Source organism: Paenibacillus sp. 2TAB19 (assembly GCF_052115185.1).
GTDB lineage: Bacteria > Bacillota > Bacilli > Paenibacillales > Paenibacillaceae > Pristimantibacillus.
On sequence record NZ_JBFRGE010000110.1, the window covers coordinates 1 to 14720 of the forward strand.

13 protein-coding genes are annotated in these 14720 nt (G+C 44.8%); 11 read left to right on the forward strand and 2 right to left on the reverse strand.

Annotated elements, in window-relative coordinates:
* The 5 genes from AB4Z33_RS28155 to AB4Z33_RS28175 form a co-directional block, all read left to right on the forward strand.
* The coding region (locus AB4Z33_RS28155; protein ID WP_442053080.1) for an SRPBCC family protein at nt 1-336 on the forward strand (336 nt) is incomplete at its 5' end.
* A 115-nt stretch (nt 337-451) separates the two neighbouring features.
* Nucleotides 452-2707, forward strand: coding sequence for an ATP-binding cassette domain-containing protein (locus tag AB4Z33_RS28160; protein ID WP_442053081.1), 2256 nt, complete (start codon nt 452-454; stop codon nt 2705-2707).
* A gap of 490 nt (nt 2708-3197) precedes the next feature.
* Nucleotides 3198-3749 (forward strand): cyclase family protein, encoded by a 552-nt coding sequence (locus AB4Z33_RS28165; RefSeq protein WP_442053082.1) that lies wholly within the window; start codon nt 3198-3200, stop codon nt 3747-3749.
* A 77-nt stretch (nt 3750-3826) separates the two neighbouring features.
* Complete coding sequence (locus AB4Z33_RS28170; protein WP_442053083.1) at nt 3827-4723, forward strand: copper amine oxidase N-terminal domain-containing protein; 897 nt, start codon at nt 3827-3829, stop codon at nt 4721-4723.
* 169 nt (nt 4724-4892) lie between these two features.
* Nucleotides 4893-5144 (forward strand): epoxide hydrolase N-terminal domain-containing protein, encoded by a 252-nt coding sequence (locus AB4Z33_RS28175; protein WP_442053092.1) that lies wholly within the window; start codon nt 4893-4895, stop codon nt 5142-5144.
* On the opposite strand, the gene AB4Z33_RS28180 is transcribed toward AB4Z33_RS28175, so the two are convergent.
* On the reverse strand, nt 5052-6419 hold the full coding sequence (locus tag AB4Z33_RS28180; protein WP_442053084.1) for an MFS transporter: 1368 nt from the start codon (nt 6417-6419) through the stop codon (nt 5052-5054). The genes AB4Z33_RS28175 and AB4Z33_RS28180 overlap by 93 nt on opposite strands.
* Nucleotides 6420-6562: 143 nt before the next feature.
* Here AB4Z33_RS28180 and AB4Z33_RS28185 point away from each other — a divergent pair, with 143 nt between their 5' ends.
* On the forward strand, nt 6563-6901 hold the full coding sequence (locus tag AB4Z33_RS28185; protein ID WP_442053085.1) for an ArsR/SmtB family transcription factor: 339 nt from the start codon (nt 6563-6565) through the stop codon (nt 6899-6901).
* 306 nt (nt 6902-7207) lie between these two features.
* A complete protein-coding gene (ppsA, locus tag AB4Z33_RS28190; RefSeq protein ID WP_442053086.1) occupies nt 7208-9823 on the forward strand; it encodes a phosphoenolpyruvate synthase in 2616 nt (871 codons plus the stop codon).
* Between the two features lie 98 nt (nt 9824-9921).
* Here ppsA and AB4Z33_RS28195 read toward each other — a convergent pair whose 3' ends face one another.
* On the reverse strand, nt 9922-10773 hold the full coding sequence (locus AB4Z33_RS28195) for an aldo/keto reductase (RefSeq protein WP_442053087.1): 852 nt from the start codon (nt 10771-10773) through the stop codon (nt 9922-9924).
* A gap of 183 nt (nt 10774-10956) precedes the next feature.
* Here AB4Z33_RS28195 and AB4Z33_RS28200 point away from each other — a divergent pair, with 183 nt between their 5' ends.
* The 4 genes from AB4Z33_RS28200 to AB4Z33_RS28215 all read left to right on the forward strand — a co-directional run.
* Entirely contained in the window at nt 10957-11853 is an 897-nt protein-coding gene (locus tag AB4Z33_RS28200; protein ID WP_442053088.1) for an AraC family transcriptional regulator N-terminal domain-containing protein, read from the forward strand.
* Between the two features lie 638 nt (nt 11854-12491).
* Complete coding sequence (locus AB4Z33_RS28205; protein WP_442053089.1) at nt 12492-13574, forward strand: Gfo/Idh/MocA family protein; 1083 nt, start codon at nt 12492-12494, stop codon at nt 13572-13574.
* Between the two features lie 212 nt (nt 13575-13786).
* Nucleotides 13787-14008 (forward strand): hypothetical protein, encoded by a 222-nt coding sequence (locus tag AB4Z33_RS28210; RefSeq protein ID WP_442053090.1) that lies wholly within the window; start codon nt 13787-13789, stop codon nt 14006-14008.
* 201 nt (nt 14009-14209) lie between these two features.
* Nucleotides 14210-14720, forward strand: a 511-nt coding sequence (locus tag AB4Z33_RS28215) for a DUF3231 family protein (protein WP_442053091.1), incomplete at its 3' end; no start/stop codon positions are given.

The window sequence follows — 14720 nt, forward strand, 5'->3', positions numbered from 1 at the left end:
ATTACCGATTCAAACAAGCTAGCCAAATGGGTATTGGAAAATGATTTTAAGCCTATCGTTGGTCATAAGTTTCAGTTTCGCGCTCAGCCGAATGATTATTGGGATGGCATCATTGACGGCGAAGTGCTTGTCGTGGACCCGCCAGACAAGTTGTCCTATATATGGGCCGTCGGAGAGGAGAAGCACACGGTCGTGTGGACGCTGCAGGATTTAGGGGACGGCAAGATTAATCTTCATCTTGATCAAACGGGATTCTCGAATGTTCATGGACTTGAAGGCGCGAGGCATGGCTGGAGTGCTTGGTGCGGCGAGCTTGAAAAGCTGTTGGCACAATAAATTTATAGATAAACCGGTTGCATAATGATTGCAGCCGGTTATGCCTGCTTAATCTGATATAACCGTAGCGGAAACGATTATACAAGAAACCAACACGATCGGAAGGATGTAGATCATGAGCGAAACAAATCAGGAGTTTATCGTTATCTCAGGTGCGAGAGAAAACAATCTCAAGAACGTATCTTTGCGCATTCCTAAGCGGAAGATCACGATTTTCACCGGCGTATCCGGTTCCGGCAAGTCATCGATAGTTTTCGATACGATCGCCGCAGAATCCACGCGATTGTTGAATGAGAACTTCAGCATGTTCGTGCGTAATTTCCTGCCACGCGTGCCACAGCCGGATACGGATGCGATTGAGAACCTGAGCATGTCTGTTATCGTGGATCAGAAAAGGCTCGGCGGCGGTTCCCATTCCACGATGGGCACGATTACCGATATCTCTCCAATTCTTCGTCTTCTCTTCTCCCGTGTCGGTCAACCCTATGTTGGACAATCGCATATGTTCTCGTTCAACGATCCGCAAGGCATGTGTCCCGAGTGCAATGGGATCGGTCGGAGACTGGGCGTCGACTTGAGTAAAGCAGTGGACCTATCGAAGTCGTTGAAGGAAGGGGCAATCATGCTGCCAGACTACTCGGTGGACGGTTGGGAGTGGAATATGGTCGTTCAATCGGGTCCTTTCGATCCCGACAAGAAGCTGAACGATTATACGGATGATGATCTGGAGCAATTGCTGTACGGCAAGGCGAGGAAAGTTCAGATGGATTTCGCCGGTAAGGCAATGAATATTACAGTGGAAGGCGTTATAGAGAAATTCACCAACAAATACATCAAACAGGATCTGAAGACGAAGTCCGAGCGCACTCAGAAATCGGTTGCGCCGTACATTTCCGAAGGCCCTTGCTCCAGCTGCCGCGGTGCGCGACTCAGTCAGTCGACGCTCGGCTGCAGGATCAATGGACTAAACATTGCGGAGATGTCATCCATGGAGGTCGGACAGCTCATCCGGGCTATTCGAGAAATTGACGATGCCGTCGCCGCGCCGATTGTTAAGTCTCTGACCGAGCGGCTTCAACACTTAGTGGATATCGGGCTTGACTACTTAACGCTGGATCGCGAGACGGATACGTTGTCCGGCGGCGAATCGCAGCGAGTTAAGATGGTGAAGCATTTGAGCGGAAGTCTAGTGGATGTTACATACATATTCGATGAGCCAAGCGTTGGCTTGCACCCTCGTGATGTACACCGTTTGAATGAATTGCTTCAGAAGCTGCGGGACAAGGGCAATACCGTAATTGTCGTCGAACATGATCCTGACGTGATCAAGGTGGCAGACCATATCGTCGATGTTGGGCCTCACGCCGGCAGTCGCGGCGGTACTATCGTGTATGAAGGGAGCTATCAGGGTTTGCTCGAGTCAGGTACGCTGACAGGAAACCATATGAAACGGCCGCTCGAGCTGAAGCTTGAGTGCAGACAGCCATCCGGCAAGCTGACCATTAAGAATGCCAACCTGCACAATTTGCAGAACGTAAGTGTCGATATACCAACAGGGGTGCTGACAGTCGTTACAGGTGTAGCAGGTTCGGGCAAGAGTACGTTGATTAACGATGTATTTCTCAGCGAACATCCGGATGCGATCGTCATCGACCAATCGGCTGTAGGCGTGTCCACACGCTCGAATCCCGCTACCTACACGGGCATCATGGATGATGTGCGCAAAGCTTTTGCTTCTGCGAACAAGGTAAACCAAGGCTTGTTCAGCTTTAATTCCAAAGGTGCTTGCGAGAACTGTCAAGGGTTAGGTGTTGTGTATACAGACCTTGCATTCCTGGACAGCGTGAAGCTGCCATGCGAAGTATGCGGAGGCAAACGGTTCAAGGAAGAAGTACTCTCCTATAAGCTGAACGGCAAGTCAATTGCAGAGGTGCTGGAGATGACTGTGGAGCAGGCATTGGACTTCTTCCAGCTCAAAGAGGTTGTACGCAAGCTCCAGGCGATGAGTGATGTTGGCTTGAACTATGTAACTCTCGGTCAGCCGCTCAGTACGCTTTCGGGCGGAGAATGTCAGCGCATCAAGCTGGCAAGCGAGCTGCATAAGAAGGGCAGCATCTATGTGATGGACGAGCCGACGACCGGCCTGCATATGTCAGATATCGGTCACCTTCTAGACATTATGAACCGTCTCGTTGATGCAGGCAATACAGTGATCGTCATCGAGCATAACCTCGAAGTGATTAGTCAAGCGGACTGGATCATCGATATGGGACCGGACGGAGGCGGTAAGGGCGGTCAGGTCGTGTTTGAGGGCACAGTGCCACAAATTGTCCATGCAGAGCATTCAATCACGGGAAAATACTTGATATAGCATTACATTCTTAATTAGAAAATGAAGGAGAGCCCATTATACTGGGCTCTTTTTCAATTCCCAAATGGATCCGTCGAGTGGAGCGACGACATTTTCCGACCTGAGTGCTGCAAGCCTCAGTCTGCTATAGTCTCTTCGTTGAATGTGGCGGTAAATGTACTGCTGTATCGATAATGACAACAACACTTCCTTTTTTGTATTTTTGAATAACGACCGGAATGAGCTGACCACTTGGAGTCGTGTTTGTCAGTCTGATGGTCGAATGATTTGATAGAGCTACATACTTTGCTCTTCCGTTAGTGAATGACCGTTTCCAAAGCTTGTTAAAATAGAGGACTTCATCTCTCATGTCATGGACAGAATAATTTCGTATCATTCTTGTTGCCATAGTAAGTCACATCCTTATATTGAAATTTTGTGATATAACTTGTATATGCACACTATAAGAAGATAGCTTGTTCATCTGTCTAGTAGGAAAGGAGGGGCATGAGTGAAAGTGATTGATTTATCGTTGCCAATTACTGATGGTATGCCCGTTTATCCCGGCGATCCGGAGGTAAAAGTCAAGGTAGCACATACATACGAGTGTCATAGCTGGGAACTGAGACAGCTTTCGATGGGCAGCCATACCGGAACCCATGTGGATGCGCCCTCACATATGCACCCCGGTGCCTCGACATTAGATGAACTACCACTAGAGCGATTTTTTGGAGCTTCGCGTGTAGTACGGATCGAAGACCCTGCTTGGCCGGAATGCCGTGGGCTGTTTTTCATTGAATCCGTTGGGCTAGAATGCTTTGACCGGCTCGCTGCACTGCGACCACCGTTTGTCGGCGGCGAACTGTCAGAAGAACTGGAGCGGTCGTTGTTAGGAATCGATATTATAACGTATACCGGACTTCGAGGTTTGGATCGACTTCCCGTTGAAACCGATTTTATGTTTTACGGGTTTCCTTTGCGCATCGTCAGTGGCGACGGGTCACCTGTACGGGCCGTTGCGGTGGTGGAGTCTGAACCGGTAAAGGACCGTTTAGTTCGATAGTTTCTTCTTTTTATGTAACATATAACCAAAATCTTGCGTCTTATCACTGAGACGCGCTATTTTGGGAGGGATTTAAGATGAAAAAATGGATGAAAACAGCTGCGGTTGCATTAACGATGGCGGGAGTAGTAAATGGAGGCTCTGCGGTTAAGGCTGCACCTTCCACGACAACGACGCAAAAGGTGTTTATCAATGGCATCTACCAGGACGATGTATTAAATGTGAATGGCCGAACGATGGTCCAATTAAGATCTTTCCATGATCCCGCTAAAATCAGCTATACCTATGAGTCATCTACAAAGACCATCATTATCAATAATCTGGTTAATAAAATAACGGTGCGCTTGAAGGATGGCTTGAGAACAGCTGACATCAACGGGAAAAAAATAGCATTAGACGCACCGGTAACTGTGAAGCGAGGACGAACCTACATACCCGTTCGCTTCGTAACGGAAATGCTAGGCGGCACGACTACGTATGACAATAAAAGCAAGGAAGTCATCGTGCGCACGCCGACTGGCGAGGAGCAGTTCCAAAAGCTCAGAAGCGGCGACCTTGTAAATGCGCGCTTGGCTGCACTCGCCCTTCCAAAGTTAAACTTGGAGTCAGATATTCAACCTTATGGGGAAGGCTTTACTACCCTATACACGTTTCCAAGAGGAGAAGCCCTCCGTTATTTCATAGAGTATAGAGGATTACTGACATATGTTGAAATCAACGAAAATGGACTTGCCGAAATAAAATGGCAAAAGGATACGATAGGAGAAAATGGGGAAACAGGCACAGAACCGAAAGCATTTGGCGAGTCCGTATATTTTATGGATAATCTAATGGCGGATTTGCTGCATTACGGAACGATAGACAGCAATGGTGAAAGTAAAGAGCAAGCCACTATTAAACGTTATACCAATAATGAGTCTGAGCTTGTACTTATTATGCCGATTGAAGGCGAAGTGAGGACAGATGCGAATTAAGTCAAACTGTTCGGATATTCGTCGTCAATCGAATAAGAATTGTCCTTAGGAATGGCTCTATCCCTAGTATTGACTGGCTTCACATACCAGAGGAAATAACAAAGGAGTCTCCGGATAAACACTTCAGTCTTCCTTTCGTGTGAATATTCCAGAGTCGGAACTGACCGAGATGGTTAGGCGTATCAACGCGACAAAATGGCCGGATAAAGAGAAGGTTGTGGATGCATCGCAAGGCGTGCAGCTCGTCATGATGCAAGAACTCGCACGCCATTGGGGAACCGATTACGATTGGCGCAAAACCGAGGCAAAGCTTAACGCACTGCCGCAGCTACCGGTGGATCTGTCTGGAATGACGGATATAGAAATAGGAGCAGACCATGGCGAGCAAGACGATAATAGTCATTCCCCAGAAGATACTTGAATAGGCAGAGGCTAGTGTACGAGCTTGCTGCCATTCGAGCGCCGTAGCTGTTGCCGCGATCCCGAATGCACCGCTGAAAAATTGCAGCAATTGGAATAATCCAAGTCCCGAGCCCACTTGGGATCCAGGTAACAGTCGGGACAGCTCATTCGAGACGCTGCTGGAAATGAACGTAAAGCCGACACTCATTAGCATATAGATGAATAAAATAGCCCATGAAGATTGTGCAGCCAAGAGCGCGAACAATACGACAGAAGCAAGTACGAGCAAAGGAATGTATTGAATGATAAAACGATTTCCGAAGCGGTCGATTATTTTGCCGACTAAGCGTGACAAAATCATGGCTAATAAGGAACCAGGAAAGATGATTAAGCCTGATTGGCTTGCCGAAAGTCCGAATTGGTGCACTAAAATTTGCGGCATGATGAACAAGGTGGCGAAGCTGCATAGGTATGCGCCGATCCCGACGGCGCTGACCATCAAATAAGGCGCATTCCGGAATAGAACTGGTTGGACGAACGGATCTTTAGCCGTACGGATGCGCACAATAAACAGAAAGATTGCAATTAGACCGGCGATCAGCCAATACCATTCTTGGCTAGTAAGGAAAAGCAGCAGACCCGTCGTTCCTATCCCYACGAATAAGGCTCCAAGCAGATCGAAGCTTCCTTTTGCAGGCGTTTCTTTGGGAAGTAGACGGACATAGAAAGGGATCAACAGCAAAGTGAGCGAAGTGACACCAAATAGATAATGCCAGCCCCAATACTCTACAATTACTCCTCCGATGACGGGACCTAAGCCTAGACCAAGCGAGGCAGCTGACATAATGGCGGCCATCGCTTTGCCCCTTCTGCCTACGGGAATATATCTTGTAATGAGAACCATGGAAAGTGCTGGAATGGCACCTGCACCGGAGGCCTGTAGCAGACGCGCGAATAAGAGCGGAATAAAGCTATCGCTGAATAAGCCAATGATTGCGGCTACACCGAACGATAGTATRCCAATTACATACAATCTTCGAATTGGAACGAAATCGGACAGCCTGCTGTACGTGATGGACGATATAGCAAACAGAATAGAGTATCCTGTCACGATCCAGGATACCGAGGTGGATGAAAGCGCGAAGTCATGCGCGACATCGGGCAGTGCGAGGTTGAACATCATTGTATTCATAATGACAAGCACGATGGTAAATCCGAGCAGAAGCGTGACGACACCTTCCCGGATCTGTTCCTTGTCTACACTTGCGCGAACGGCCAGGTTCATATTTGACATGATATCCCTCGTTTCTAAGTTCTAATGTTCGATTGTAATYGMACATTAGWAATATAGCATGGAATGTGATAAGATGCAATTACAACTTACTAACTAATTTGTTGACAACGATTACAGGTTATCGACGAAAGGGGGCGCTTTAGGTGAAAGTGTTACATCATCCCGATCGAGCGGATATTCAACTCACTTCAGTACTGTATGCACTTAGCGATCCAATTCGCATACGATTGGTGGCTACATTGGTCAAGATGGGGGAGGGGTCATGCGGAAATCTTGAATTGCCCATCGTCAAGTCAACCTTGTCCCATCATACGCGAACACTCCGCGAAGCGGGAATTGTTCGTACCCGAATACAAGGTACGCATAGACTGCTGAGCATTCGGCATGAAGATTTGGAAGCTCGTTTCCCAGGATTGCTCGATACGGTTCTGCAAGCCTACGAATCATCGACAGGCGAGGCGGCGGCTTACCCTTTGCCGTGACAGCCCAGATCACAAATAAAATGACCTCAATTTCCAACACAGTTGGAAGCTGAGGTCATTTTATGTTATTCAAGGAGAATTGGAAGGAGTGTGGGGGTATCGAATCAGATCATATAACAAAAAAAGAACCTGAATAGTTTATTCAGGTTCTTTCATATTGCATATAAAAAGCCGTGATGATATAATCAGATCATGACTCTGAATTCGAAGAAGACATAAATTGTGTATCTTACACTTTAAGAGTAACACGCCTTTAAATCTTTGTCAAATGATTTTTCTCAATTTAATGGTTAGGAGAGAAGTTGATTGAGTTCTTTAGTTCTCGGTTTTCAGGAAATGGACAATACGCTGCTTTCGCTCGTTGGCGGAAAAGGGTTGAATCTAGGGGAATTATCAAAAATGGCAGGTATACAAGTTCCAGAAGGATTTTGTGTTACAACAGTGGGATATCAAAAGGCAATCGAACATAACGAAACGTTTCAATCATTGTTGGATCGGCTAACGTTGCTAAAAGCAGCAGATCGAGATCAAATTAGTGAAATCAGCAAGCAGATTCGACAAATCATTATAGAAGTAGAAATTCCATCCGAAGTTGTGAAAGCAGTGACTCACTATCTCATCCAGTTTGGTGATGAATATGCCTATGCGGTACGTTCTAGTGCGACTGCAGAGGATTTGCCACATGCCTCATTCGCTGGTCAACAAGACACCTATTTAAATATCATCGGACTCGAAGCCATTTTGCAGCATATCAGCAAATGCTGGGCATCCCTATTTACGGATCGCGCGGTAATCTACCGTATACAAAATGGATTTGACCATAGGCATGTATATTTATCCGTTATCGTTCAAAAGATGGTATTCCCGCAGGCTTCAGGCATTTTATTCACCGCTGATCCCATTACTTCTAACCGGAAGCTGCTATCAATCGATGCCAGTTTTGGACTTGGAGAAGCATTGGTCTCTGGCTTAGTATCTGCCGATTGTTATAAAGTGCAGGATGGGGAAATCGTCGATAAAAGGATAGCTACCAAAAAAATAGCAATCTATGTTCGAAAAGAAGGCGGAACAGAGACACAGCAGATCGATCCTGCGCAGCAGCAGACTCAAACGCTTACTGAACAACAAATTTTACAACTGGCACGCATCGGAAGACAGATTGAAGCTTATTTCGGCCGTCCTCAGGATATCGAATGGTGTTTGGTTGATGATGTATTCTATATTGTCCAAAGTCGGCCAATCACTACTTTATTCCCGATTCCTGAAGCGAATGATCAAAAAAATCACGTTTATGTATCTGTCGGCCATCAACAAATGATGACCGATCCGATGAAACCATTGGGACTGTCTTTTTACATGTTAATAACACCTGCACCTATGCGTAAAGCTGGTGGAAGGTTGTTTGTTGATGTTACGCATATGCTGGCTTCACCTGTCAGCAGAGAAACTTTTATAAATACACTGGGAAAATCCGATCCACTCACAAAAGACGCATTTTTGACCTTAATAGAGCGTGAATATATAAAATCGTTGCCAGATGATAGAAAAGAACCGAGTCCCGATAATAGCAGTAAAGGTAAGTCGTCTGCAGTTTTTCAAACACAAATCGATAACGACCCGGCTATCGTTTCTGATTTGATTAAGAACAGTCAAATATCGATAGAAGACTTAAAACAAAACATTCAAACGAAATCAGGAGCAGCTTTATTTGATTTTATTTTGGAAGATCTCCAGGAATTAAAGAAGAACTTATTTGACCCGCAAAGTACAAAGGTTTTTATGAGTGCTATGAATGCTTCGTCGTGGATTAACGAAAAAATGTACGAGTGGTTAGGTGAAAAAAACGCAGCAGATACGCTATCTCAATCTGTACCAAACAACATTACTTCGGAAATGGGTCTGGCTCTATTGGATGTCGCAGATGTGATTCGTCCTTATCCGCAAATCATTGATTATTTACAACATGTAAAAGATGATAACTTTTTGGATGAACTGGTTAAGTTTGATGGTGGACAGGAAACGCAAGTCGCTATCAATGCTTATCTGGGCAAATACGGAATGCGATGCGCCGGTGAAATCGATATTTCCAGAACGCGTTGGAGTGAAAAACCAATTACACTTGTCCCTATGATTCTCAGCAATATCAAAAACTTCGAGCCTAATGCCGGCAAACGGAAATTTGAGCAGGGGCGACAGGAAGCTTTAGAAAAAGAACAAGAGATATTAGATCGATTGAAGCAATTACCGGATGGTGAACAAAAAGCTGAGGAGACAAAACGAGTGATCAGCCTAATCCGGAATTTCATCGGCTATCGTGAGTATCCAAAATACGGCATGATCAATCGCTACTTCATATATAAGCAGGCTTTACTGAAAGAAGCYGAACAACTCGTCCAAGCTAGTGTTATTCATGAAAAAGAAGATATATACTATCTCACTTTTGATGAACTTCACAAGGTAGTACGCACAAATAAACTGGATTATCAGATCATCAGTAAACGAAAAGACGATTACAAAGTTTTCGAAAAACTAACTCCTCCGCGTGTAATCACGTCTGATGGTGAAATCATTGCGGGCAAATACGATCGAGAAAATATCCCAGCCGAAGCAATTGTAGGTCTTCCTGTTTCTACCGGAGTTATAGAGGGGCGTGCACGTGTCATCTTAATAATGGAAGATGCTGTTCTGGAAGATGGGGATATATTAGTCACCGCATTTACTGACCCTGGCTGGACTTCATTATTTGTATCCATTAAAGGACTAGTTACTGAGGTCGGAGGGCTGATGACCCATGGAGCCGTTATCGCACGTGAATTTGGTTTGCCAGCAGTTGTCGGGGTGGAGAACGCTACCAAAATCATAAAAGATGGGCAACGAATTCGCGTGAATGGAACAGACGGGTATATCGAAATATTATCATGATACAATACGTCAGGTATGAGTCTCTTTCGTGACATAAAGCACCCCCATAATCATTGATTTTGGGGRTGTACTATAAAAGTATATTTATTTGCGCTTTATCAGATTTCGAGTTTGCGGGTGCCAAGCCATTTCACCATTTCAGGATCGCGATGGGAAAAAAACAGGCTCTGCTTCGTATCTAACGCAGCAATTAGCTCCATATCCGCTTGATCTAATTCAAAATCGAAAATATTGAAGTTTTCGATTAWTCTTTCTTTTCGAACCGACTTAGGAATTACAACGACTTCTCTTTGTGCCAGCCAACGTAGAACGACTTGAGCAACGGATTTATTATACTTTTCTGCTATAGGCACCAATACCTCATTCTGGAACATGTTATTTTTTCCTTCGGCAAAAGGCGCCCAGGATTCGATCTGAACATGATGCTCTTTCATAAATTTCGCGTTGTCGATTTGCTGATTGAAAGGGTGTGTTTCAACTTGATTTACAGCTGGAGCCACTTCATTATGAATAATCAAATCGATCAGACGATCCTCATGAAAATTGCTGACTCCAATGGCCCTGACCTTACCTTCGCGATACAATTCTTCCATCGCGCGCCAAGAACCGTATACATCTCCATACGGCTGATGAATGAGATACAAATCCAAATAATCTAATTGCAAACGCTTCAGTGAATTGTCGAATGCTTTTTTTGTACGATCATAACCGGTATCCTGTACCCAAAGTTTCGTAGTGATAAATAATTCCTCTCGTGATACACCACTACGTTTGATCGCTCTGCCAACTGCTTCCTCATTTAGATAAGAGGCAGCGGTATCAATCAGCCGATAGCCCGCCATAATAGCGTCATAAACGCTTTGTTCGCATTCACTTTCATCTTGAATTTGAAAAACACCAAATCCGAGTAGAGGCATCTCAACACCATTGTTCAACGTTACATTTTGCATATAAAATCCTCCAATATTATGAATGATTATGTGTTTTTCACATTCTTATTATGCACGATATGATAAAGCGGTCGTTATCCCATTCGTGTCAAATGTTTGCCTAATCCTCTCACAACCACTTATTTCACATATAAATATGGACTATAATCGAACTATACAGTAAAACGAAACGGAGAACATCAAATGTCTAAAAAAGTCACACGGCAGAATGAGCTCGCAAGCATCATTGAACGGTATCTAGAAGAGGACGGAGTTCAAAGTACGGCTATTCCGTCTCTATATATTATGCGCCGTTCAATAGCGTCTGGGCCGAGTCACGGCGTGTATAAACCGTCCTTCTGTTTGGTTGCACAAGGGGAGAAGGAAGTATGGCTTGCGAAGGAACGTTTTATCTATAGTCCTGCCGATTACCTAGTAGCATCCGTTCATTTGCCTGTTACTACTCAAGTCACTGAAGCCACTCCCGATGTGCCTTATTTAGGTCTCAGGCTTGAGTTTACACCTAGTCAAATCTTAAAGGTTTTACATGACACTGAACTTCGAGCTAACCCTAAAGAAAGCTCAAAACGAGCTATGTTTGTAAGCCATATTGAATCGTCACTATTAGATGCGGTCATCCGATTATTACGTCTATTAGATTCACCTGAAGATATTTCTATGCTYGTCCCATTATATACGGAGGAAATTCTTTATAGGGTGCTGCAAGGTCAGAATGGAGACATGTTAAAAGGAATTGTGATGGAAGAGAGCTCGATCCGCCAAATCAGAGATGTTATTGAACATATTATGAATCATTTCAATCATTCCTTTCGGATCGAAGAGCTTGCAGAAATAGCGAATATGAGTATTTCATCGTTTCATCGACATTTTAAAGACGTAACAGCCATGAGTCCTATTCAGTTTCAAAAACAAATGAGACTACAGGAAGCTCGGCGTCTGTTATTAACGGAGTCAGCAGATGCCACTGATGTTGCATACCGAGTAGGTTATGAAAGTACATCCCAATTCAGCCGTGAGTATTCTAGAATGTTTGGATTTCCTCCGATACAAGATATCAAACATCTTAAAGCATCAACGTAAGCAGTTGATGCTTTATTGAATTTGAGAGGATTAGGCAAAGATTTGGGACGAACGGGAAGACGTTTGCGATGTCTACATTGCGCTCACTTATATCTCTTGGATTCCTAGTAGGACCGTTAGTGGGAACAATAATTTTAGGAGCGGTTGGATACAAGGGGCTTTTTCTGGGGACTTCCGCGATTTTCATTACTATTGCATCTTCTATAGTATTACTATTTCTGCCTAAAAAAAGAGCGGCTATTGATCGGCGCCTGCTTTATCGCAATCATTTACAATATTATTATAAGTGTTTCAACGCATTCCTGGCAGCTTATCGCAGCTCAGCTTTTGCAGGCAGTGTTTGTCGCTATTGTTATGGGCAATGGACTAAGCTACTTCACGGAACTGCTTCCAGATTCACCGGGAATGTCCTCAACCATATATTACAATGGGTCTATTATCGGGAGGTTAGCGGGTAACTTAGGCGGCGGTATCATTGCTCAGTTAAATAGTGAGGGGATRGACTCTGTCGCAAAATTGCACATCAAATGACATCAAACTGAACTAAACTTTGTCCCTTCTGTATGCTATCTTAAATCTGTAATGCTATTAATGGAAAGTTCACTTCATACATATTCATGAGGAAGAAGGATTGCACAATGAGTAAAAAGCTGCGTATCGGGATAATCGGAACTGGTGGCATTGCCAGAGCGCATGTATCGGCATACAAAAAGCTGCCGTACGTCGAGATTGTAGGTGTGGCAGATGTCATTGCGGGTAAGGCGCTCGCGTTTGCAGAAGCCGAAGGGTTGAAAGAAACAGCTTCATTCGACAGCCACACCGAGCTGTTGCGAATGGATTTGGATGGAGTCAGCATTTGCACGCCGAACGTATCGCATCATATCACGACGGTCGATTCTTTGCGCGCGGGTAAAAACGTTCTGCTTGAAAAACCGATGTCTGTCACGCTTCAAGAAGGAATTGAAATGACGCAGGCAGCGAAGGAAAGCGGAAAGATGCTGACGTTAGGCTTCCAACCGCGCTACGATCCGAATATGAAACTTCTGCAAACGATCGTGCAATCCGGGCGCCTCGGTAACGTCTACTACGTCGAAACGGGCGGCGGACGTCGCAGAGGTATGCCAGGAGGCACATTCATAAGTAAAAAGCTTGCAGGAGCAGGCGCAATGGCCGATATTGGGTGTTACTCGTTGGATATGGCACTAAATACGCTTGGATATCCTCGTCCACTAACCGTATCTGCATTTACGTCTAACCATTTTGGTACAAATTCGCTTTACCATCCAGAAGCGAGCAAGTTTGAAGTCGAAGATTTCGGCGTGGCGATGGTCCGTTTCGAGAACGATCTCGTGCTGCAGTTCAAAATATCTTGGGCGATGCATATGGATACGCTCGGAGCGACGATGTTCCTAGGCACGGATGCGGGGTTAAAAGTAACGCCGGCAGGTGCTGGTCCTTGGTCTGGAGTGTGGGACGGATCCGTCGGATCMATAACTCTTTATCATGATGAATTCGGCGGCCATACATCAACGCCGATCCCGCTGGTTCAGCATCAATTGAATCTGTTCGATCAAAAAGTGCATGATTTCGCTGAAGCGGTTCGGGATTCAAGACCGGCACCTATTCCAGGTGATCAAATACTTATCCAACAAGCAATCATCGACKGGGTGTTGCGATCAGCTGAAGCCCGTCGCGAGGTATCGGTGGAGCTGCCGTATTAATTTATTTGAGGAATGCATGAAGGGGAGGGGATTTGCCATATTGGCAAATCCTCTTTTTGTAGTACGCCCTTTAAATGGTCCAAATTTGCGTATATAAACAGGATGCTTGGACACAATAATTTGAGTTCATTGCGACTAATAACATGACCAGTAATAACAAGTATATTTTATGGAGCCGTTTGCTTGGAGAGACACAAATCTCCCGAAAGAGAGTGAAGCTAGTGATAACACCTGAACCGATAGAGTTGCACTACATAAAGCGACTTAATGACGAAGAGAATACGCTGATCGATGCGCTGCGAACAATAGAGATGCCTCCTGCAGCTGCATTACTCCTGGTTAGGAACGAGCTTAAAGGACCGTTGGAAAACGGGCCAATGGCAGAGATCCTGGACGGATTCTTAGCAAGGCATACTAAAGAAGGTGCTGACTAAGACTCGGAATATGTTCATTGTCTTCTTTGTGCTCATTTCATAGATTCTCGTCATCCGGCGCCGTTCAGCGGTTGATTAATCGTATTTTGCGCAAGTTTGAGCTAATTTTTGTGGAAAAATAAGTAATCAATTGATGCGGGTGATTGTACTGCATAATGGACAACATACATTTGATTTAACAACAAAGGGGGCAACTTTTTCGTGGGAATTTTAAGCGGTAATCCAAAAGATGAACCAATGCATTTCGGTGAAGTATCCAGTGTCTGGACAGCTTCTACTACAGCTAAAGCAGCAGTTTCTTTTTATCAAGCATATTTAAACCACGCAGGTGATAAAGACCTAAGGAAGTTGATTGAGGACTACATTGATCAAGCAATACAAGAGATAAAAGAACTGGACGAAATACTTAATGCGAATGGTATCGCTTCTGCTCCAACAATGGCTGATAGGCCTAAAGCCAATCTCGAAGATATCCCTGTGGGTGCTCGTTTAGCGGATCAGGAGATTGCCACTGCGATATCTGCCGACACAGCAGCTGGTGTTGTTGCTTGCACTCAAGCAATGGCAATGTGTATTCGCGAAGATATTGGTGCAATATTTGCAAAATATGCTGCCGCAAAAACGGTACTTGGCGGTAAAACCCTTAGAATGCTTAAGGATAAAGGATGGCTAGTTCCGCCTCCTTTACTTATCAAGAGACCAGAAACAGTTA